The organism is Brevibacterium litoralis (assembly GCF_040212315.1).
In the GTDB taxonomy this organism is placed as follows: domain Bacteria; phylum Actinomycetota; class Actinomycetes; order Actinomycetales; family Brevibacteriaceae; genus Brevibacterium; species Brevibacterium litoralis.
On sequence record NZ_JBDIUY010000025.1, the window covers coordinates 57,399 to 79,840 of the forward strand.

General features: G+C 68.2%; 16 protein-coding genes and 1 tRNA gene. 8 read left to right on the forward strand and 9 right to left on the reverse strand.

The features are described 5' to 3' along the window. Positions 1-34: 34 nt before the first annotated feature. Complete coding sequence (locus tag AAD496_RS09270) at positions 35-4,009, reverse strand: Pls/PosA family non-ribosomal peptide synthetase (RefSeq protein ID WP_433913750.1); 3,975 nt, start codon at positions 4,007-4,009, stop codon at positions 35-37. 62 nt (positions 4,010-4,071) lie between these two features. Between AAD496_RS09270 and AAD496_RS09275 the strand changes: the two genes are divergently transcribed. Then, complete coding sequence (locus AAD496_RS09275) at positions 4,072-5,349, forward strand: metal-dependent hydrolase family protein (RefSeq protein ID WP_349828395.1); 1,278 nt, start codon at positions 4,072-4,074, stop codon at positions 5,347-5,349. Between the two features lie 72 nt (positions 5,350-5,421). Here the strand turns inward: AAD496_RS09275 and AAD496_RS09280 are convergent, their stop codons facing one another. The 3 genes from AAD496_RS09280 to AAD496_RS09290 form a co-directional block, all read right to left on the reverse strand. Continuing rightward, entirely contained in the window at positions 5,422-6,633 is a 1,212-nt protein-coding gene (locus tag AAD496_RS09280) for a hypothetical protein (RefSeq protein WP_349828396.1), read from the reverse strand. Beyond that, positions 6,630-7,901: a M20 metallopeptidase family protein gene (locus AAD496_RS09285; RefSeq protein WP_349828397.1), complete on the reverse strand. Its 1,272-nt coding sequence runs from the start codon at positions 7,899-7,901 to the stop codon at positions 6,630-6,632. Before AAD496_RS09285 ends, AAD496_RS09280 begins: the two co-directional genes overlap by 4 nt. A 116-nt stretch (positions 7,902-8,017) precedes the next feature. Further along, on the reverse strand, positions 8,018-9,988 hold the full coding sequence (locus tag AAD496_RS09290; protein WP_349828398.1) for an alpha/beta-hydrolase family protein: 1,971 nt from the start codon (positions 9,986-9,988) through the stop codon (positions 8,018-8,020). Positions 9,989-10,242: 254 nt separating this feature from the next. Between AAD496_RS09290 and AAD496_RS09295 the strand changes: the two genes are divergently transcribed. The 3 genes from AAD496_RS09295 (at position 10,243) to AAD496_RS09305 (ending at position 13,591) form a co-directional block, all read left to right on the forward strand. Further along, positions 10,243-11,595 carry a cysteine desulfurase-like protein gene (locus AAD496_RS09295; protein WP_349828399.1) on the forward strand — a complete coding sequence of 451 codons (1,353 nt, stop codon included), beginning with the start codon at positions 10,243-10,245 and terminating at the stop codon, positions 11,593-11,595. After that, complete coding sequence (locus AAD496_RS09300; RefSeq protein ID WP_349828400.1) at positions 11,592-12,113, forward strand: MarR family winged helix-turn-helix transcriptional regulator; 522 nt, start codon at positions 11,592-11,594, stop codon at positions 12,111-12,113. Before AAD496_RS09295 ends, AAD496_RS09300 begins: the two co-directional genes overlap by 4 nt. Before the next feature lie 818 nt (positions 12,114-12,931). Next, positions 12,932-13,591: a recombinase family protein gene (locus tag AAD496_RS09305; protein WP_349828401.1), complete on the forward strand. Its 660-nt coding sequence runs from the start codon at positions 12,932-12,934 to the stop codon at positions 13,589-13,591. 362 nt (positions 13,592-13,953) lie between these two features. Here AAD496_RS09305 and AAD496_RS09310 read toward each other — a convergent pair whose 3' ends face one another. From AAD496_RS09310 to AAD496_RS09325, 4 genes are all read right to left on the reverse strand, one after another. Next, positions 13,954-14,817: a hypothetical protein gene (locus tag AAD496_RS09310; protein WP_349828402.1), complete on the reverse strand. Its 864-nt coding sequence runs from the start codon at positions 14,815-14,817 to the stop codon at positions 13,954-13,956. A 100-nt stretch (positions 14,818-14,917) separates the two neighbouring features. Then, on the reverse strand, positions 14,918-15,319 hold the full coding sequence (locus AAD496_RS09315; RefSeq protein ID WP_349828403.1) for a hypothetical protein: 402 nt from the start codon (positions 15,317-15,319) through the stop codon (positions 14,918-14,920). After that, positions 15,316-15,537, reverse strand: coding sequence for a hypothetical protein (locus tag AAD496_RS09320; RefSeq protein WP_349828404.1), 222 nt, complete (start codon positions 15,535-15,537; stop codon positions 15,316-15,318). The genes AAD496_RS09315 and AAD496_RS09320 overlap by 4 nt, the downstream gene beginning before the upstream one ends. 310 nt (positions 15,538-15,847) lie before the next feature. Further along, complete coding sequence (locus AAD496_RS09325; protein ID WP_349828406.1) at positions 15,848-16,525, reverse strand: HNH endonuclease; 678 nt, start codon at positions 16,523-16,525, stop codon at positions 15,848-15,850. Positions 16,526-17,767: 1,242 nt separating this feature from the next. Here AAD496_RS09325 and AAD496_RS09330 point away from each other — a divergent pair. Then, complete coding sequence (locus AAD496_RS09330) at positions 17,768-19,384, forward strand: site-specific integrase (protein WP_349828407.1); 1,617 nt, start codon at positions 17,768-17,770, stop codon at positions 19,382-19,384. Between the two features lie 184 nt (positions 19,385-19,568). Here AAD496_RS09330 and AAD496_RS09335 read toward each other — a convergent pair. After that, positions 19,569-19,642: transfer RNA gene (locus AAD496_RS09335), tRNA-Pro, on the reverse strand. A 245-nt stretch (positions 19,643-19,887) separates the two neighbouring features. Here AAD496_RS09335 and AAD496_RS09340 point away from each other — a divergent pair. The 3 genes from AAD496_RS09340 to AAD496_RS09350 are packed head-to-tail and all read left to right on the forward strand — an operon-like array spanning position 19,888 to position 22,240. Then, positions 19,888-20,877 (forward strand): DUF881 domain-containing protein, encoded by a 990-nt coding sequence (locus tag AAD496_RS09340; protein WP_349828408.1) that lies wholly within the window; start codon positions 19,888-19,890, stop codon positions 20,875-20,877. After that, entirely contained in the window at positions 20,874-21,206 is a 333-nt protein-coding gene (locus tag AAD496_RS09345) for a small basic family protein (protein ID WP_349828409.1), read from the forward strand. The genes AAD496_RS09340 and AAD496_RS09345 overlap by 4 nt, the downstream gene beginning before the upstream one ends. Beyond that, positions 21,203-22,240, forward strand: a complete 1,038-nt coding sequence (locus tag AAD496_RS09350; protein WP_349828411.1) for a DUF881 domain-containing protein — start codon at positions 21,203-21,205, stop codon at positions 22,238-22,240. The genes AAD496_RS09345 and AAD496_RS09350 overlap by 4 nt, the downstream gene beginning before the upstream one ends. The last annotated feature ends 202 nt before the right edge of the window (positions 22,241-22,442 follow it).

Here is a 22,442-nt window from a genome sequence, read left to right on the forward strand (position 1 = left end):
CACGTCCACGTCCTCGTCCGCCCGGGGTCGCACATCAGTCCTTGTCCGCCCAGGGCTGGACGGGGTTGCCCATGAAGCGGGAGGCGACGGGCAGCACCTCTCCGCGCATGACGAGGGAGACGGGTCCGACGGTCGCACCCTCACCGAGTTCCGCACCCGGGAGGATCACGGAGTTCGGGCCCAGTGTCGACCCCACACCCAGTCGGACGTGGTCCAGCGACATGACGCGGTCGTGGAACAGGTGGGTCTGGACGACGCAGCCACGGTTGACGGTGGAACCGTCCTCCAGGTGCACGAGGTCCGCCTCGGGCAGCCAGTAGCTCTCGCACCACACGCCGTGACCGAGCTTCGACCCCATGGCCCGCAGGTACCAGACGAGGGCGGGGGTACCGGCGGCCGGCCGGGCGAACCAGGGGGCGGCGATGAGCTCGACGAAACAGTCGGCCACCTCGGTCCGCCACACGAAGGAGGACCACAGCGGGTGGTCGTCGGTGCCGATGCGTCCGGAGAACAGCCACTTGGTGACGACTGCGGTCCCGGCGGCCAGGAACCCGGCGGCCATGAGGACGAGAGGCCCACCGAGCACGACACCGGCGAGGCCGAAGGTCTGGGAGAGCCACAGGAGCCCCCAGGCCACGCCGAACACCAGGAGACCGGCCACGACGACCGAGCTCAGCCGCAGCGTCTCCCACAGGGCGCGGACGACCTTGAGGTGCACGGGCGGTTCGTAGGTGAGCGCGGACTCCGCCTCGACCTCGTTGCGGCGCATCTCGACCGGGGGAGAGCCGATCCAGCTGGACCCCTTGCGGGACTTGGGCGGGGTGGCCGAGAGCACCGCGACGAGCGCGTTCTTGGGCACCTTGCGGCCCGGTGCGGTCATCCCGGAGTTGCCGACGAAGGCCCGCTTGCCGACCTTGGCCCGGCCGATCCGCATCCAGCCGTGGCCCATCTCGTAGGAGCCGATGAGGGTGTCGTCGGCGAGGAACGCCCCGTCGGCGATCTTCGTCATCGAGGGCACGAGCACGACCGTGGAGGCTTCGACGTCACGGCCCACCTCGGTGCCGAGCAGGCGCAGCCACCAGGGGGTGATCATGCCGGCGTACAGCGGGAACAGGAGGTCCCGCGCGACGTCCATGAGTCGTTCGGTCGCCCACACCCGGTAGGCCATGCCCGACCGGACGGGGAAGACGCCCTCCTTGATGCCGATCCCCAGGATCCGCACGCTCGCGACGATGAGGAGGGCACACACGAAGAACCACAGGAGCGCGGCCGCCGGGGTCCAGGCGAGCAGGGCCAGGGGTCGCGTGATCACGTCCCATCCCTCGATCCGGACCACGAGCGCGAGGGCCGGGACGGCCGCCGCGAAGGGGATGAGGCTGTGCCCGAGCGCACCGAGGACGTAGAGGAGGAAGGGCGACCGGGGCCTGCGATCGAGCGGGTCCGGCCAGTCGCCGCGGGCCTTGCCCACGCGCACGGCCGGCGACCCGGAGTACCGCCGGTTCTTCTTCACGGCACCGGAGACCGCGGAGCCCGCCTCGACGACGGCACCGGGGCCGACCTTGGAGTTCGGCAGCATGGTCGACCGTGCACCGACGGAGGCGTGCTCACGGATCTCGACGGTGCCGATGTGCACCTCGTCCCCGTCGATCCACCAGCCGGACAGGTCGACCTCGGGTTCGACGGCCGCACCCTCCCCGAGCGTGAGCAGACCGGTGACCGGCGGGACCGAGTGGAGGTCCGTGTCCGGCCCGATCCGGTTGCCGAGCAGTCGGGCGTACCACGTGACCCAGGGTGCGGACCCGGGGGAGACGGGGGCGGCCAGCGCCTGGACGTGCTCGGCCCACCACAGACGCAGGTGCACGGAACCCCCGCGCCGATACACGCCCGGTCGGATGCCGCGCATCGCCACCCGGGTGAGCCCGGCGGCCAGGAGCATCCGGCCCCACGGGGAGACGAACAGCAGCCACAGCGCGCCGATGAGCCACCACGCGAAGGCCGGCACCGGCGCGCCGAACTCGTGGGCCACCCGCCCGACGACGAGCGCCGGGACGGCCCACCGCACGGCCGGGAACAGCAGCAGGGGCAGTCCTGCGAAGGTCTGGGCGAAGCGGAAGCCGACGGGCACCTCGGCGACGTCCCGGGGCGTCGCCGCCGGCTGTGCGGCCACCGCGTCCTCCCCGGTGAGCATCTCCGCGAGCGCGCCGAACCGCGGGCGGGCGTAGACGTCGCCCACCGTGATCGCCGGGTGGCGCTCCCGCAGCAGGGAGACCAGCCGGGCCGCGGCGAGCGACCCGCCGCCGGCGTCGAAGAAGTCCGTGTCGACGCCCGGGGCACCCCCGAGCACCGACTCCCACACGCCGGCCACCCAGGCGGCGGCCTCGGAGAGATCCTCCGCACCCGAGGCGCCCTCACCCGTGCTTTCACCTGCACCGGTGGCACCGGGCAGGGGCCAGGGGAGTGCCTTGCGGTCGACCTTGCCGGAGGTCTTGGTCGGCAGGTCGTCGACGATCGCGAGGCGGGGGACGAGGGCGGCCGGCAGCACCTCGCGCAGCCGCTCGGTCCACCCGGCGGTGTCCGCCTCGGTACCGGTGGCCGGGACGAGGTAACCGACGAGCAGTTGGGATCCGGCGGCGGTGTCCTTGACGGCGGCCGCGCCTCCGTTGACCCCGGGCAGGGACGCCAGGGCCGCGTCGACCTCACCGAGCTCGATCCGGCGGCCGCCGAGCTTCACCTGCTCGTCCGCGCGGCCCTGGAAGATCAGGCCCGCCGGGTCGTTGACGACGAGATCTCCCGACCGGTAGGCCCGCTCCCAGCCGAGTTCCGGGTGGGGCGCGTACTTCTCGGCGTCCTTCGCCGCGTCGAGGTAGCGGGCGAGGCCGACCCCGCCGATGACGAGCTCGCCCACCTCGCCCTCTGCCACGGGCTGACCCGTCTCCTGGTTGACGACCGCGAGGTCCCAGCCGTCGAGCGGCAGACCGATGCGGACGGGGTCGGAGCCGTCGAGGAGGGCGCCGCAGGCGACGACGGTCGCCTCGGTCGGGCCGTAGGTGTTCCACACCTCGCGGGTGCCGTCGGACAGGCGGGCGGCGAGTTCCGGCGGGCACGCCTCGCCGCCGAAGATGAGCAGGCGGACACCCGAGAGGGATGCTTGCGGCCACAGGGCCGCGAGCGTCGGCACCGTCGAGACGACGGAGATCCGACGGCTGGAGAGCCACGGGCCCAGGTCGGTGCCGGACTTCACGAGGGCACGGGGTGCGGGCACCAGGCAGGCGCCGTGGCCCCAGGCCAGCCACATCTCCTCACAGCTCGCGTCGAAGGCGACGGAGAGGCCGGCGAGCACGCGGTCGCCGGGGCCCAGGGGGTCGTCCTGGAGGAACATGCGCGCCTCGGCGTCGACGAAGGCCGCGGCGTTGCGGTGGGTGACGGCCACACCCTTGGGGGTGCCGGTCGATCCGGAGGTGAAGATGATCCACGCGTCGTCGGTGGGTTCCGGGGCCCGCAGTTCGTCCCGCGACAGGGCGACGGCCGGCAGTTCGGAGCCGTCGGCCGCGGCGATCCTCACCCGGGCGGCGTGCCCGGGGAGGTCCTGGGGAGAGGGGGCGGACGCCTCGGGGTCGCCCGCGGTGATGACGGCGTCGACGCCGGCCTCCCCGAAGACGGTGCGGGCGCGTTCGTCTGGGTCGTCGACGTCGACGGGCACGTAAGCGGCGCCGATCATGAGCGTGCCGAGGATCGAGAGGTAGAGGTCGACACTGCCCGAGGGCACCCGGACCCCGACGCTGGAGCCGGGGCCGACTCCGGTGCGGGCCAGCCGGACGGCCATCGCCCGGACGGCGGAGAGCAGCTCCGTGTAGGACAGGACGGTCCGGCCGTCGTCGAGGGCGGGCGCCTCCGGATGCTCGGTCGCGACCTCGATGAGGAGGTCGACGAGGGTACGTGCTGCGGGGGCGAGGGATCCGGCCAGGAGTGTGGTGCTCACCGCACAAGGGTACGTAACCGAGGTGGACATAGGGTGGACTGCACGACACACGCCGGCCCTCCCCACGGGCCCGAACGGAAAGGTCTCCCCTCATGACGTCCACCTCCCCGTCCACCGCCGCCGCGTCGACCCCCGCGGCCGAGGCGCCCCTCACCCGTGTCTTCCGGAACGTCACCGTCCACGACGGGCGTACCTTCCTGCGCGGGATGCGGGACGTCGTCGTCACCGGCGACACCGTGACCGACATCACCCCGTGCGGTCGGGCGATCGTGCCCTCCGGCGACCGGGTCGAGGAGATCGAGGCGAAGGGCAAGACCCTCACCCCCGGTTTCATCGACTGCCACGTGCACTTCACGACGGAGGGGGCGGGCTCGCTCACCGCCTTCACCGAGCCCTTCTCCCTCCAGTTCTACAAGTCCGTCGCCTTCATGGAGCGCACCCTGCGGGCCGGTGTCACGACTGCCCGTGACGCCGGGGGTTCGGATCTCGGTCTCAAGACGGCACTCGAACAGGGCTACGTGCGGGGACCGCGCACGCTCACGGCGGTCTCGATCATGTCCCAGACGGGCGGACACGGTGACGGGTTCATGCCGTCGGGTGCGCACTCGCCGATGACGACCCCGCACCTGGGACGCCCCGACGGGGTGGCCGACGGGGTCGACGGGGTGCGCCGCAAGGCCCGCGAGATCCTGCGCGCCGGCGCCGACCACATCAAGATCTGCTCGACCGGCGGCGTGTTGTCGGCCGCCGACGACCCGCGTCACTCGCAGTTCACCCGCGAGGAGATCGCGACGATCGTCGAGGAGTGCGCGACCCAGGGCACCTACGTCATGTCCCACGCGCAGGGCACGAACGGGATCCGCAACGCCGTCGAGGCGGGTGTCCGCTCGATCGAGCACGGCATCTACCTCGACGACGAGACGATCGAGGCGATGCTGGAGAAGGGCGTGTGGCTGGTCCCCACGCTCCAGGCGCCACGGGCCGTGATCGCCGGCGCCGAGGCGGGTGCCGCACTGCCCCCGGCGCTCGTCGAGAAGGCCCGGATGGTCGCCGAGGTGCACGTCGAGTCCGTGGCCAAGGCGCACGAGGCAGGCGTGAAGATCGCGATGGGCACCGATGCCGGGGTCGGCCCGCACGGGGAGAACCTCGAGGAGATCGAGCTCATGGCCGCCGTCGGCATGACCGTCGAGCAGGCGCTCGCCGCAGGGACCGGCTCGGCCGCCGAGCTCATCGGTCTCGACGGAATCGGCCGGATCGCCCCCGGTGCGATCGCCGACCTGGTCCTCCACGCCGGCGATCTCTCGGACATCGGGGTCGCGGACCTGCGTACCGGCGTCGAGGCGGTCTACCAGGGCGGCGTACAGGTCTGAGGGTCACCCGACACACGGACGGCCCCGGGGAACGGTTCCCCGGGGCCGTACGAGTGTGTCTCGGTTCCTGATTCAGAGCAGTCCGACGAGGATGCTCGCGACGAGGATGGAGCCGGCGGAGACCGAGGTGAACCCGCCGATGAGCATGGGCGGGAGCATCCGTTCCATGAGGGCGGAGCGTTCGGCGTCGTCGCGGCCGGTGGAGCGTGCGACCTCCTGGGTGATGAGGTAGTCGGCCGGGAACCCGTACATGGCGGTGAGTGCCACCGACATGCCGAGGTTGACGTCCCACTTCACGAGCTTGGTGACGACGAAGCCGCCGAGGAGGATTCCCGCCATGCCGATGACGAGGATGCAGGCGACCGGCAGCAGCGAGGCGATGACGTCCTCGACGGAGGCCGACATGAGCGGGGCGACGACGATGAAGATGATCGCGGCCATCGCGATGGTGAAGGAGTTGGCCCGCTCCAGCACCTTGTCCGGCAGGATCCCCAGGGCCGTGAGGCCGATGCCGACGAGCAGACCCCAGATCGAGTAGCTCACACCCGTGAGCTGACCGATCCAGTAGGCCAGGGACCCCGCGGCGAAGACGAGGAAGAGCAGGAACAACTGGTTGTTCACCAGGGCCGGCGGGAGGTTCACGAGCTTCTTCCGCTCCTCCGCGGCGGCAGGGAAGCCGGCGGCGAGGGGAGAGCCGGAGGGCGCCTCGGCGTCGGACGTGAGTTCGCCGGAGGCGATGAGCTTGTTCGCGTAGCGACGGAGGAAGAAGTTGGTGGCCGGCATGGACGGCAGCGACTGGAGCATGAGGATGAGCGAGGGGATGACGACGACGGCGGTCGTGATCCCGGCCTCGGTGAGTCCGGTCGTCGTGAGCGAGGTCGAGACGATGCCACCGGCGAGCGGTCCGGCGCCGGCGACGGCGGTCTCGAACCCGAAGAGCGGCGTGACGACGGCCAGGAGCACGCCGGTGGCCACGACGATGCCGGCACCGGCGATGACGACGGCACGCCACTGCTGGAGCATGGTCCGCAGCGGCATGAGCGAGCCCATGTGGACCATGATCGCCGGCTGGATGAGCGCGCCGACGGTCACCATCGTCGAGACCTCGACGATGTCCGCCGGGACGATCGAGCCCTCACCCCAGGGCGCGGGGACCTTGGCGAGGACGAAGAGGGTGAGCATCGCCACGAGGAGGGCGGGGACGCGGGCACGGGTGGCGATCGAGACGAGTTCGCCCAGTGCGATGAAGGCGAGGACGATCGCGGTGGCGAGGACGGCGCTCATGCGTGGGCTCCCTCGGTGTCGGCGGCCGGGTGGTCGGTTCCGGCGGAGCCGGCGGCGGACTCCGCGGCGTGGCGGGCCAGGCGGGTCCAGGCGAGGTCCGCCAGCGCGGCGGCCTGGTCGGCGAGGACGGAGTCGTCGAAGAGGACCTGCGGGGAGTGGTTCCAGGCGGCCGTCTCCGGGTCGACGTCCTCGGGGGAGGCGGCGAGGAAGAAGAAGCAGCCGGGGACCTCGCGGAGGACGAAGGAGAAGTCCTCGGACCCCATGAGGGGATCGGCCATCGTGTCGACGCGGTCGGCACCGAAGAGCGAGGTGAGGCGGTCGTCGACGAAGGCGGATTCGTCCACGTCGTTGACGGTCACGGGGTACTCGATCTCCCAGCGGACCTCGGCACGGGCCCCGTGGGCGGCGGCGATGCCCTCGGCCAGGCGCCGGGCGGCCTCACCGAAGGCCACCTCGTTCGTGCCGGAGAGCACGCGGACGGCGGCCTGGAGGGACCCGGTCTCCGGGATGATGTTCGCCGCGGTCCCGGCCTCGATCCGCCCGATCGAGAGGACGACCGGATCGAAGACGTCGAACTGGCGGGTGACCATCGTCTGGAGTGCCTGGGCGATCTCGACGAGGACGGCCACGGGGTCGACGGCGGCATAAGGCTTGGACCCGTGCCCGCCCCTGCCGTGGACGGTGATCGCGAGGTCCCCGAACCCGGCCATCGTGGTGCCGGGCCGGTACGCGAAGGTGCCGCGCGGGCCCGGGGCGACATGGATGCCGTAGGCGGCCACCGGCTTGCGCCCGGTGACATCGAGGAGGCCTTCCTCGATCATCGGCCGTGCCCCACCGGGGCCCTCCTCGCCGGGTTGGAACATGAACACGACGGATCCGGGCAGGTCCTCCCGGTGGGCGGCGAGCAGCCGGGCGGCCCCGACGAGTCCGGAGGTGTGGAGGTCGTGGCCGCAGGCGTGCATGGCGCCGTTCGTCGAGGCGTAGGGCAGTCCGGTGTCCTCGGTGAGGGGCAGGGCGTCCATGTCGCCGCGCAGCAGCACGGTCGGACCGGGACGGCCACCCTCCAGGACCGCGACGACGGAGGAGAGGGACTCACCGGTGTGGACGGTGAGGGGCAGTCCGTCGAGTGCGGCGAGCACCCGGTCGCGGGTGCGGGGGATGTCGTTGCCGACCTCCGGGTCGGCGTGGAGGGCGCGGCGCAGGGTCTGCAGGTCCGGCAGGAGGGCGGGCGCCTCGGCGGCGAAGTCGGGGATCGTCGGGGAGGTCACGATGGGGATTCGTCCTTACGGGAGGGTTGCGTGCGGTGGGGTGCGGGGGTCAGGGCAGCGTCGGACACAGCGGATCAGGAACGCTGGAACGTTAACACCCTCACGTCACGGTTCGGTCACACCACGTTCTCGCCGGGGGATCCCTGGAGGATCTTCCGCGCGAGGTCCCGGATCCCGCGCAGCAGTCCGCGCATCGGCGTGCGGCGGTGACCCTCGCGGGCGCCGGTCTGCCAGGGGCCCGGATCGGTGAGGGGGAGCGACCCGGTGGCCGGGCCGAGGTCCGTGGCGATCGCGTCACCGAGCGCCGTACAGGCACGCGGATCGAGACCGGTGCCGAGGACCTCGTTCCAGTAGTGGACGACCTCCGCGTGGTAGTTGTGGCCGTGTCCGCCGGGCAGTTTCACGGAGCGGGGCATGTCGGAACTCAACTGCCAGAAGGTCGCCCACGGCGTCCAGCGCATGTGGGCGCTCACGTCCTCCCCGCGGGGCTCGACCATCCAGTCGGGCCGTTCCCAGACGACCTTCGGTTCCCACCACACGATCGGGTCGGAGGGGTGCTGGGCGTAGACGATCGGGGCACCCGTCCAGGCGGGGTAGGGCTCGCCGAAGGAGTCGTGGTGGAGGTCCTCGGGGCGGGTGACGAACCGGGCCATGTCCCCGCGTCCGATCATCGGCCGGATCTCCGGGGTGCCCGGGCGCCGCCGGTCGATGAGGCGTCCGACGAGCGGAGTGGCCCGCGGGGTCCCCGTCCAGACCGCGCCGTCGAGAGTGCGACGCATGTGGTGGAGGTCGAAGAAGGCGCCGTTGCCGCCGAGTGCGCCCAGCGACTCGCCGGTCGCGTAGAGCCGGGGGCGGGCGTCCTCGGGCAGCCCTGCAAGGTGGCGGAGGACGGCGCGATGGAGGAGCCGGGAGGAGTCGACGGCCTGTTGCCGACCGATGAGGAAGTTGAGCCAGGACCCGGCGAAGGAGTACTGGACGGCGGCCGAAGCGCAGTCCCCGGCCGTGAGGTACTCGACGGCCTCGACCGTCCACTGCGGGATCCACCCGGACCCGGTGTTCGTCACGAGCAAAAGGGCACTGCGCTCGAAGGCCCCGGCCCGGGCCAGTTCGGCCACCGCCGCCTCGGCCGCGTCCTCCAGGGTCGGATGGGCCAGGCGGCCGATGAAGACCCGGATCGGGGTCCGCGCGGGACCGGCTGAGCCGTGCTCGGACCCGGTGGGACCGGGGGAGGGGGTGGTGTCGGGGGTGATGTTCTTCGGTCCGGTCCAGGGCGCCTCGGGAGCGGTGGTGGGGAGGGGTCCCGGCAGTAGACCGCGGCGGGCGAGTGAGGCACGGACGGCGGCGATCCGGTCCGCGCGGGGTCCGGCGGAGACGAACCCGCGGCCGTGGTAGCCGAGGGTCGAGAAAGGCTCGCGGGAGGTCCGCGACCCGGTGCGTTCGGGCTCGGTCGGGGCGGCGTCGCCGGGGACCCGCGCGAAGTCCGAGACGACGGCGCGGGCGTCGAGGGAGCGGAGGACCTCGGTGAGGACGTAGCGGTAGGAGTTCCACCACAGGGCCAGCGCACCGGCGGAGATGACGACCGAGGGCACGAAGGGCAGGACCTTCTTGACCCGGCGCTCGACGACGTGCCGGGTGTAGGAGGACAGGGAGGTGAGGGAGTCGAGGGCGAACCAGCCGCCCAGGCCCGCGAGGTAGCCGAGGAACTGCTTGAGGGCGGGGTCGGAGTCGGGCCCGCCGGTGAGCCGGGTGACCTCCTGTTGGCGGTCCATCGAATGCCGCAGGGCCAGGACGGAACCGCCGGCGGCGAGGACGAAGAGGACGGTGTCGCGTTTCCAGCGGCGGCGGCCGGCCTCGGAGAGTCCGGTGGGGGCCTCGAAGGTGTCGGAGACGGTGGCGCGGCGGCCCTCCGGGGGCCAGGGATGGGGGAGTCGACCGAGTGCGCGGTCGAGGGACTCGGCGAGCTTCTGGGCGCCGAAGGCATTCACCGTCACGTTGATCGCGGTCATCCACCAGGTGCGGGGGACGAGACTCGGGGCCAGGGCGATCCAGGACCCCGCCTGACCGGCTGCCGCGACGATCCGTTTCATCCGTGAAGTCCTCCTCGGGCGCCACGATAGCGGAACGATGTCGGTGGGAAAGTCGGATCCTGGACCGCGGAGATCCGGACGGTGTCCGCGGGAAGTGGCACACGACCGGTATGGTGGGACGGATTCTTGTGGATCCATCACCAGAGAAACTGAACGAACGATCGACGACTGAACGATAATCGGAACAGTGGACGTGCCCGGAGCGATGTGCTCAACACGACCGACACCGACGACCAGCCCATCACGGAGGCCCTGTGCAGGACACCACCCCGTACGACGTCACCCGACTGCGATCGCGATTCCCGTCCCTGGCGAGCGGGACCGCGCACTTCGACGGACCCGGCGGCACCCAGACCCCGATCGAGGTGGGACGTGCCGTCTACGAGCGGATCACCGGACCGGTGTCGAACAAGGGCACGGGCAGCCTCTCCGAGCGGACCGCCTCGGCGACGATGGCCGACTTCCGGGAGGCGATGGGGGACTTCCTCGCCTCCGACCCGCAGGGGATCGTGTACGGGCGGTCGGCCACCGCGCTCGTCTACGAGTTCGCCGGCTACCTCTCGAAGTCCTGGGGGCCGGGCGACACGGTCGTCGTCTCCCGGCTCGACCACGACTCGAACGTCCGGCCCTGGGTGCAGGCCGCCGAACGGGCGGGCGCCTCGGTCGCGTGGATCGACCTCGACCCGGCCACGGGCGACCTGGACCCGGCCTCCGCCGAGGCGGTCATCGGCCCCGACACCGTCCTCGTGGCCATCGCGGCCGCCTCGAACTTCCTCGGCACCATCCCGCCGGTCCGCCGGATCGCGGACCTGGCGCACTCCCACGGGGCGCTCGTGTGGGTCGACGCCGTGCACTACGCGGCGCACCGCCTGGTCGACCGGGAAGCACTCGGCGCCGACGTCCTCGTGTGCTCTCCCTACAAGTTCCTGGGTCCCCACTGCGGCGTGCTCGCCGCGGACCCGCAGTGGCTGGCCGGGGTCGAGGTCGACAAGCTCGCCCCGCAGACGGACGCCGTGCCCGACCGGTTCGAGCGCGGCACCCTGCCCTACGAACTGCAGTCCGGCGTCGTGGCCGCCGTCGACTTCCTCGCCGACCTGGCGGAGGAGTTCGGGGGCGCCGCCCCGGCGGGCACCGACGGTGCCGGTGCCATGTCCCGGCGTGCCCGGCTCGAGGCGTCCTTCGCCCTCCTCGAGGAGCATGAGGACGCCCTGCGGGAGCGCATGGAGGCGGGCCTCGCGGCACTCGGTGAGGAGGTCGTCGTGCACTCGGTGGCCGCCCAACGGACCCCGACCGTGACCGTCACCCTGCCCGGCCGCGACGTGCGGGCCGCCTACGCGCACCTGGTCACCGAACACGACGTGCTAGCCCCGGCCGGGGACTTCTACGCGTACGAGGCGGTCCGCCGTCTCGGGTTGCCCGGCAACGCGGGGCTGCGCATGGGGCTCGCCCCCTACTCGGACCACCGGGACGTCGACCGGCTGCTCGCCGGACTGCGGACGTTCCTGGAGACCACACCCGCCGCCGGGGGGCCGGAGGGGGCCGCGGCGGGGACCGCGTACGACGACGCCCTGCGGGATCTCGCGGGGCAGCACGGAGGAGACCGATGACCGAGGGTACGAGCACGACCGGAGCACCGGGGGAGGACGCCATCGCCGCATTTCCGGAGGGGACCGAGGACACGCAGCGTTGCCTGGCAGGCTTCGCCTATTCCGTTCTGGCGCTCGCCCGCGAGATCGACCTGCACGACGAGGGGGACGCGGACCTCGTCTCCCTCACACCGACCGAGCAACTGGTGATGCGCTACGTGGACGCCCACCACGACTGCGCACCGAGTGAGATCGCGACGGCCACGGGCCTCAAGCGGCCGAACGTCTCCTCGGCGATCACCTCACTCGTCGGCAAGGGCATGGTCACGCGCGACACCGCCGCCCACGACGGCCGCGGCGCGCACATCCGGCCGACCGAGCTGGCCGCCGAGAACATCCGGATCCTCACGGGGATGTGGGCCCGGGCGATCGCCGACGGGCTGCCGGCCGATGCGACCCCGGAGAAGATCCGGACCGTCGTCGGGTGGCTCGACGAGGTGATCGGGAACATGGCACGGGCGCGGGCCGCCAAGGAGTGAGGCCCCGGTAGTTCCGGCCCACTGAATCGGTTTGGCCCCGTGAGATGCTCATCTCACGGGGCCAAACCGATTCAGCGGGCCAAGACCTGTGCAATCTCTCCTGCTGAATGCGAGAAGGTCCCGACTCCATCGGAGTCGGGACCTTCTCGGGTGGTCGGGCTAGCGGGATTTGAACCCACGACCTCTTGACCCCCAGAACTGGAGCCAACGAAAGAACACGCAGGTGACAGGACAATGATCCTGTCAAATCGCGCACCAGTGCACCGCCAGTGCACATTGCCAAACACGCAGCCGCCGCCTATCATGCGGCGCACTCTAAGCCCAGTAATAAAGACAAGGTTCCTTGTCTTATCGGCATCAAAACCTGTCCGCGACCAGGACTGCTATCACGACCGATGCCCTGACGCGGGCGCGGGGGGTGCCTCCCCCCTGCCCTCGACGAGGGCGACGACGGCGAGCACCAGGGCGACGAGCGCGAGGGGCAACGAGACCAGGCATGCCCCTCAGCGGCCCTACAAGGCACCTAGAACGGCCTCACATCCCCTGCCCGGTACTTGGTACCGGACCTGCGCTCCTAGGCCCGTACAGAGCCGTACAGCGCGCTTGCCTGCACCGATGCCGGAAGCCCCGACGGCTGGGCTCCGGCAGGCCCGGCCGCATGCTCGACCTCGGAGCCGCATGCTCGACCCCGGCAGGCTCGCCGCCTGCCCCGCCTCGACCCCGACCTCGACCCCGGGACCGGGAGACGAGACGAGGAAATGAAGATGATCCGCACCACACCCATACACAAAGGGAGCCCTTAGTGTATGATCGGCGGCATGAACCCGACACCGGACACCACCGCCGCGATCCTGTACTGCCGTGTTTCCACCGAGGAGCAAGGGCGCGAAGGCGCATCCCTTCCCGCCCAAGAGGCGACCCTGCGAGAGGTCGCGAAGAGGAAAGGCCTCGACCCTATCGTCATCACTGACGTGGCGAGCGGAAAGAGCCTCAAACGTCCCGGCATCACGCGAGCACTCGACATGCTCGCCAAGGGAGAAGCCGGATACCTGCTCGCACTTCGCACGGACCGACTCTCACGCGACGTTCACGACCTGTCAGGACTCGCCAAGCGGGCCGAACGGGAACGATGGGCGATCATCCTGTCAGACATGGATATCGACACGTCGACCCCCATGGGAGACTTCACGCTCGGCATGTCGGTTCAGGTCGCACAACTCGAACGGAAGATGATCGGTCAACGCACCCGCGAAGGAATGGCACAGCGGAAAGCGGAAACCGGAAAGCACATGGGGCGGCGACGGGAGACAGACTCGGCAATCGTCCGCCGCATTCGAGAAGCCCGAGACGCCGGACTGTCCTACGCGAAAATCGCCGCCGCCCTCACCGACGAGGAAGTGCCAACCACGCGAGGCGGAACCAAGTGGTATGCCTCGACCGTCCGGTCAATCGACAAGAGCCTCGAACCCATCGACTGACAACAGCGACGACGATGACCCCCGGCGAGAACCGGGGGTCTTGTCATGCCCCGGGAGCCTCGGGGTGCCCACCGGTACATCCGGTGGGCTACAGGGCACCAGACAACTGGTGCCCACAGCAAACGTCCATTCTACGGCTCAAAACCAAAGCATCAGCGTAGGAAAACGAGAAGGAACAGGGTAGGGCCGGTGTCTCCCACCAGGCCGGGGGGTAACGTCCATAAACCAAAGCATCAGCGTAGGAAAACGAGACGGCCCTACAAACACGAATAGCGGGGGCCGCTAGACCCCCGCCATTCCATTCAGTCACTCACTCGAACGTAGGGCAGTGGTGAAACATTTGTTTCACCTGAACCCCAGGATCACAGATCATGGGGTACGCGACGCGTGATCGTCGCACGCTCGCCCTCAAGTTCACGCACCCGCTTCTGCCACTGCGAAGCCTCGGCAGGCAGCGACGCACGCGTCGCCTCCCGCATCCGATGCTCAGCCACATGCAAAGCATCCGCAATCCGCTGTTCCTCATGTGCAATCCATGAACCACGCTTAGACCGGCGCACCGTCTCCGCAGTCAAACCCTTATCCTCACGCGCAGCCTCGGCACGCACCCGTTGACGCTCCGCGTCAGCGGCACGAGCACGCTTATCGAACGGGGCAGGATCAAGCACCTGCACCGGCACCACCTGCGGCACCAACGTGCCGTCCACGCGCACATCATGCGCAGACGAACCACGCTGCACACGCTCATGCTTACCAGCATGACGCGCAAGCCGCGCACGCTTCTCCTGATAGCCGTACACGTCATCCACAAGATCATCCGCAAGACCCTGCACGGCCTCCACATATTCGTCCCGATGCCGCATAAGGCCCTCATAGGCTCCCTGCACTTCCGTAATCAAATCCGAAAGTTCAGCCTCGGCATGCGCATCCTCGGCAGCCCGCACACGCTCCTGCAAGGCCGCCGCTTCCGCATGGCGACGATCACGGACACGCGCTGCACGATCCGCCAGAACCGCGAGCCGCTGCACCTCAGCAACCGCACCATCAAGCGCATCACCCACGGCATCGACCGTCGCCTCACGAGCCGACTCGACCGCCTCCTCGGCAGCCTCAGCCGCCTTATCGGCGTCCACCCACACCTTGTAAGCGTCACGGTAAGCCGCGCTCGCCTCACGCAAAGCCCTAGCAGTCGCAACGCTAGCGTTCGTCTTCTTCTTCTCAGACAAGATAACTACCTTCACTCTCAAACAGAAAAGGGCCAGACCTTTCGAGGTCCAGCCCGCCAACAATCAACAAGTTAGCGCAGCCTATAAGGCTGCACGACACTCAAGCCGCGAACTCCACACGTTCACTCACCGTACTCAAATCTCCGCCAATAGGGCGAAGATCAACACGACGAGCACCAAGACCCGAACTCTCAGAATCAGTCAACGCCGACACCGCGTCAGCAATACGGGCACCCGCCACCGCAGGCGGAACCACACACACGCCCAAACCGCGACGGAAAACCGTCGCAGCACGCGCAGCACCATCACCCGAACCGCCAAAAACATTCACCCGCCAACCACTACCAGCACGGCCCAACATTTGAAACAGAACAGGCGAAGACCCGCCATGCTGAACAATCGCATCAGTCACAAAGAAATCACCGGCATTCAACGAATCAATAGTCTGCAATTCAATGCCGCCATGCTCGACGCTTGACGCGTCGGAATAAACCGCGCTCACTCGGAATCACACTCTAAAGCGTCAACAATCAAATCAACCAAAGCATAAGCATCATCAGCCGACAACACCAAAGGCGCGACCGGACCACGCAGAACCACACCACGCGAACGCGTCACATCAGCAATACGCGCAGGCGAAACCTTCAACCGCTTAAAACGTTGACGATTCGCCTCCGCAAAACGCGGCGGCTCAACAAACACATTCGACACAACAACCACCAATCCCCGGCCCTTTCAGGGGCCGGGATAACAAACAGCAAACGCGACAACACGACGAGAGAGAGACCGGACCTAAACCCCTCCGGGGCCGGTCCACCACGCGCACACCACCACCACGCTCGCCTAAGCCCCACCGGCTCACGAAAAAGCACATCCAGCCCACGTACCCCCTGCCCTCAACAGCGCATGCGAGGACAGGGGAGATAGGGTGCTCGCCCGCCCAATTACTAGGCGGACGGTAGGACGAGCGTGCCAGATTCACTAGGGTGCGGGAGGGAGTATCTCGACGTCGAGATAACTCTCCCAGTCACTAGTCCTGCGCATGCTCCGGCACTACCGGCATGCGCCCGAACGGGACCGACAACACTGCCGACGAAACCATAGAGAAGCGAGCCGCCTTAAGCGGTTCCTTTTCCACGAACTCATCGAAAAGGCGATTAGTGTAATCGACATCCATTTTGTAACTGCGGTTCCGTTCACTATTCGTCGGCTCAAGATGAAGCGGATTCACGCACTCTTTATTATCGCAAAGGTGGGACAATTCAAAACCATTCTTATGACCGCCAATGAAATAAGCGTAAGCCCAGCGATGCGCGTTCCACAGAATACCGCAATGGAACTGCGGTCGGCCATTGCCTTTATTCAGGCCACCAACCCACATTAGACAACCAGTCGCATAATCAGGAACAGTATTCTTGAAGAAGCGGGAAACCGCTTCCTGTAGAATCTTAGGATTCATGTCACGGAAAATACGGTCCTGGTGAAGGTGACAATATCCGCGTTCATTCTTCTTGCCCTTGCGACTACGACGCCACGCGTCGCACCCGTCCACGCTGCACTTACCGTGCGCGTGGAGTGCTTCACCCTTTCGGTGACGGTCGCACCAGCGACGCGGCACACCCTCGACCGCACGCAACGGCTTACCGCCGCGCTCCGTGTACGTAGTCCGCTCGCAGCCCGGACGGCTGCATGTCATCGTCTCTGCCATTAACGTAAGTTCCTTACTCAACTAGCATTCAAACAAGATCGAACGCGCTGCTACGCGTTCACCACAGGAAGATTCTCAACCCAAGAATCCAGACGCTCAGGCACGTACCGAACCTGACCGCCAACCTTCACGAAAGGTGGAGCGTCCGGCTCACGCCGGTTCTGCTTCAACCAATACGTTGACAATCCAAGATATTCGGAAGCCTCGGCTTCCGTCATGAGTCGCGGCACAGCCGCCTCCGTTCTCACGCGCATGCGCGTACTAGTAAGCCCCGGCTATCCGCCAACGCCGGGGCTGTAATCGACGACGGGCATCAGCCCGTCTGTTCCCTTCACCAACAACTCAAGCGAGGCCGCAGCCTCGCTATTGCATTCACTCAAGGATTCAGTAGTGCGAGGCCGGGGCCTCGCTACATTCACTCTCGCCCTTCACCGCCTCGGCGGCGGTGAGAAGCATCCACTAGTCAATGCCTCGCCCGTCAGGCGAGGAACATTCAGCGAGCGAAGAGCGAGCTTCTAGCTGCTCTCACGCCTTGTCGGCGTGAGCAACGAGCGAGCGAGTAGCGAGCACTCTCACCCATCCTCACCCCCTAAATCCCCCTAGGTTTCCCTCTCACCTATACAGTCATGTCACTCCGTCAGGCCAGGGACTCTCCACCTATACAGTACTGTGACTTTCCAGATTCGGGGACTCTCCACCTATACAGTACTGTCACTCTGTCAGACCAGGAACTCTCCACCTATACAGTAGTGTGACTATCTCGACCGATCGACCCTCTCACCTACTAAAGGTTGTTACTCTCGCGGATCAGGGACACCTGTTCGCCACCAGCGAACAAGAACCCACGCGCACGCACACGCGTAGGGGGCAGGACGCCAGATGTACTGGCGTCCATCCTACGGTTCAAAAACACGCTATCAGCGTAGGAAAACGAGAAGGAACACCACCGCCCCGGTAGTAGGTACCAGGGCCGGGGTGCTCGATCCGAAAACACGCGTACTACAGCAGGAATCAGAACAAACAGCGGGAGACCTCGAAACCACTGGTGCATCCACGGACACCATCTCCGATGGAGTCCTCAGGCATAGATCGAAGATCAATGCCGTCAGTGGTTGGTAGAGAACTGGATTCACCAGTTCTCACGACCGCGACGGCTCCAAGCCCGTCCGCGTGAAGATCGCCCCGTAGCCAAGGGCGAACGCTAACGCGTCGCCATGTCAGCAGGTGACCTACAATCACAGAGTGAACACAACGCCAGCACCCGCACCAGACCCCGCCGACATGAAGGGCATCACCGACTACGCGCAGACCGGGCAATGGGAACCCGGCAGCGACCGCATGCGGTGGCAAGCCCGCGTAGTGAAGAAAGTCAACGGCAAGCGCGTACAGCGTGCCCAGAACTTTCCGCACGTCGACCCTTCCGTCGACCCCACGGAAGGACTCGCCGCCGCCCAACAGTGGCGGCACGACACGATCCGACAGTTAGAGACCGGCGCACCCGCGCCACTGTCCCGCGACGAAAAGCAGATCAGCCTCAACGAGATATGGCAAGACTTCCGCACCATCAAGGCAACCAAGGGTGGACGCGGAGGACGGGGCCTCGCCGGTAACAGCCTCGCCGCGCTCGACAACCACTGGAAGCAGCGCGTCCAACCACGATTCGGTGAAGGGCCGATCCGATGGATCACCCCTACCGACGTTGAAACATGGATCGCGACATTCGGGGAGAAGCCCGCAGCCGAAGAACAAGCATTCAAACTGTTGCGCGAACTCACCGGGTACGCGCTCCGCAAAGGCTATATCCGCGTCGACCCGACAGTCGACGCCGACACCGGCAGGCCCTACCGGCGCGCCGACTACAGCGTCAACAACCACGCCGGAATCGCGCTCAGCAAGCGGCAAGTTCACCGCCTCGCCACCACGGCAGGCCCGGACGGCCTGCTAGTCCGATTCGCCGCCGCCACCGGTCTACGGTACGGCGAACTGCAAGCACTCCAAGTGTCAGACCTGTACCTCCCCGGTGGGTCCGCCCTCGACCACAAGGAACTGAACGGAGTCGTGACCGTCACCCGGTCACACTCCCGCATCGACGGCACCAAGGCGACGAAGAACACGAAAGCGCGACGCGTGCCGATCCCTCACCGGATCGCCGCAGACCTCCGCGACCACGTGAAAGGTCGACCAGCCGACGCGCACGTGTTCACCACCACGAAAGGCAACCGGCTACCGGACGGGTGGGCGAAAGTCGCCCCACGTCTAGACACACGCAAACGGGTACGCGGCACCACCGGACGCGGCACCGGGAAAATGAACGTGGGGGAGCGGGCACCACGCAAAGAAGGCGACACGTACACGCACATCAAACGCGAACCGTTCGGCAGATACGTGTACGCGTCCGCGCTCGCCGTCCACGAACTACAGTCCGCGCTCCACGTGGAACCGCCAGAAGTCGACCAAGACGGGCGAGCAACCTATGCAGGGCGAACCGCCGAAGCGGTCGCCACATGGAAGATGGGCGAAGGCCGCGACGACCTCGACCCGTTCAGCCTCGACCACGACGACGTGAGCACCCTCATCGGTCGCCCCGTCCAATACGACATGCAGGAAGGCGACGCCGACTGGCAACGCCCCGAAGACCTCCAACACCACAGCGAACTACCCGACGGGTACGAACGCCGAACGTTCGGCATCCACGACCTACGACACACCGCCGCGACACTCGCACTCAACGCAGGCGTCGCCCCGCAATACGTGCAAGTGATCCTCGACCACGCAACGGCAGAGTTCACGCTCGAACGGTACGCCGACGCGAACACCGCCGAAGGCATGCGGCACGTCGCCGCAGCCCTCGACCTGTGACAGACCCGGTGCACCGAGTGCACCCCGAGTGCACACAGCCCCTCGAATGCACCCCGAATGCACCCGAAAACACGTCCCAAACTTCCCACATGGTGAGAGTTACGCGAACGTAATAGATGTGTCAGGGCACGAGAAAGCCCCGGAAACTCGCGGTTTCCGGGGCTTCTCCCGTGTTGCGTAAGGGTCGGGCTAGCGGGATTTGAACCCACGACCTCTTGACCCCCAGTCAAGCGCGCTACCAAGCTGCGCCATAGCCCGGTCCGTCCGCCCGTTTTCCAACCGCGATCCCGCCGAGGTCTCCCTCCCGTGATCGCCGCGGTGCCGTGCGAACGCAGACAACACTACACAGGCTCCGAGGTGGCCTCCAAATCGAGAGGATGTGACGTGCGCCTCCCGGACGTCACACCGCCGGTGATCGGTCCGTCGTTAGCATGGAGGGAAGGCCGCACGCCCCGCTTCCCCGCGCTCCGCAGTCCCGCGCACCATGTACCGGAAGGACACCCGTGTCGGAATCCCGCCCCACCCGTGCCACCCGCGCCTCGCGGGGTCGCCGGTGGGTCGAGCGCGCCCGTGCGGTCGCGGAACGCCGGGTCATCTCCCGGGAGTACGACCGCCGGCCGCGGCAGTCCTTCTCCGAGTCGCTGCTGGCGGACCTGTGGCAGCGCACGCCCGAGCCGGACTACGAACTCGTCAAGGCCCGGAACCTGCCGCGTGGGACCACCTCCCGGATCGTCTTCGCGCTCATCGCGGTCGTCCTCGGCTTCGCCCTGGCCGTGGCGGTCGTCCAGCTCACCCGGGTGCAGGCCGGCGGTGGTCCCGAGGCGGCCCTGGCCCAGCGGATCCACGACGGTCAGGCGGCCAACACGCAGCTGGCCGAGGACAACGAGACCCGGTCCCTGGCGGTCGACGAGGCCCGGGAGGGATTCGTCGGCGACGAGTTGGAGGAGGCACTCACAGGCCTGGAGACCGCCGCGTCCGTCGACGAGGTCACCGGTGACCTCACCGTCGTGACACTCGCCGACCAGAAGGTGGGGCCCGAAGGTGCCCAGAGCGCGGCGGAGGCGAACAAGGTCCAGGACATCGATCTGCGCACCGTCGTCAACGGCCTGTTCGTCGCCGGTGCCACCGCGGTGGACGTGAACGGTCACCGCATGACCTCGACCTCCTCCATCCGCGCGGCCGGGGGCGCGATCCTCGTGAACTACGATCCGATCGCCCCTCCCTTCACGGTCCGTGCGCTCGGGGGCGAGGACCTGACCGAACGGTTCGAGGTCGGGGCCTCGGCGCGGTACCTCGGCCTGCTCGCCGACGAGTACGGCATCACCTCGACCCTCACCCGCACCGAGGGCACCCTGCCCGCCGCGGAGGTCACGACACCCCGCTACGCGGTCCCCGCCGACGACGCCGAGGTGCTCCCCACCGGACTCCTCCCCGCGCCGTCCGCCGAGCCCTCCGCACCCGCTGCTGCACCGACTGAAAGGAGCCGCCCGTGATCGCCATCCTGGGCCTCGCCCTCGGGGTCTTCCTGGGCATCGTGCTCGACCCCGCCGTGCCCCCGGCCATCCAGCCCTATCTGCCGATCGCGGTGGTCGCGGCGCTCGACGCGCTGTTCGGCGGTCTGCGGGCCGTCCTCTCGGGGACCTTCGACGACCGTGTCTTCGTCGTCTCCTTCTTCTCGAACTCGCTCGTCGCCGCGCTCATCGTGTTCCTCGGCGACAAGCTCGGCGTGGGGTCGCAGCTCTCCACCGGGGTGGTCGTCGTCCTCGGCATCCGCATCTTCACGAACGCGGCCGCCATCCGTCGCCAGTTGTTCCGCGCATGACGACGCCCCGCGGACCCGAGGACGAGACCCGGGCGACCCCTACCGCTGCCGAGGCCTCCTCCCCGGAGCAGAGTCCCGTCGCGGGCCGACCTGCGACGGGAGGCCCCGGTGAGGAGAGCCCCGCGGAGCATAGCGCTGCAGAGGAGAACCTCGCCGAGGGAATCGCGGCGGAGGTGGACCCGGCGCAGGTGGGCCCGGCCGAGGTGGGCCCGGGGGAGGGCGCCTCGGGAGCGGAGAGCGCCGTGCCGGCGCGCGGACGACGGGAGGAGTCCCGGCGGCGGGAACGGCGGGAGCCGGTCGGCCCGACCCCGGAACCCGAGGACGCCGGGACGAAGAAGGACGCCAGGGCGCGGCTGTGGACGGTGCTCACGGTCGGGCACCCGCGGTCCCAGGTGCTCGCGGGGGCCCTGTGCCTCGTGCTCGGTTTCGCCCTCGTCGCGCAGATCCGGCAGACGGAGGACTCGGGGTTGGAGCAGCTCTCCGAGCAGGAACTGCTGCGGATCCTCGAGGACGTCGACTCCCGGAGCGAACGTCTGCAGGAGGAGGCCGAGGGTCTCGAGGCGGACGAACGTGACCTGGAGTCCGGTTCCGACCAGCGGGCCGCGGCGATCGCACAGTCCGAGGAGAGGGCCCAGGCCCTCGCGGTGCTCGCCGGAACCGTCCCCGTGACGGGACCCGGCGTCGAGATCCGGGTGGGTGGCGGCGACGAGGGGCCGGCGCTCACCGCCGCCACGGCCGTGACCCTCGTGCAGGAACTGCGGGACGCCGGCGCCGAGGCCATCGCCTTCGGGGACGTCCGGGTGGTCGTGCAGACGGCCTTCACTGAAGATCGTGAGGGGACCCTGCGGGCCGACGGGCAGGCGTTGCCCGGGGTCGTCACCGTCACCGCGATCGGTGAACCGGAGACCCTGTCGGTGGCGATGAACATCCCCGGCGGGGTCGCGGACACGGTCCGGAGCCGTGGGGGAGTGTTCGAGGTCGAGACCCGGGAGTCCGTCGACATCGACGCCGTGGTCGACGCGGACACCCCCTAGCGGATCCGGATGGGTCCGTGGGCAACGGAACGGCCACGGACTCCGACGATTCCTGCAGGGTTGATGGGGGTGGTCCCCGTATATATGGAGAATCAGTGACGTTTCCGTTGCCCGAATGTTATTGAAGCTCGTGATGCGGTTATGCTGGTGGTCACCGAACGGTGGACGCCGGTCGGTGCCGCCCACGTGCTCCCCGCACGGG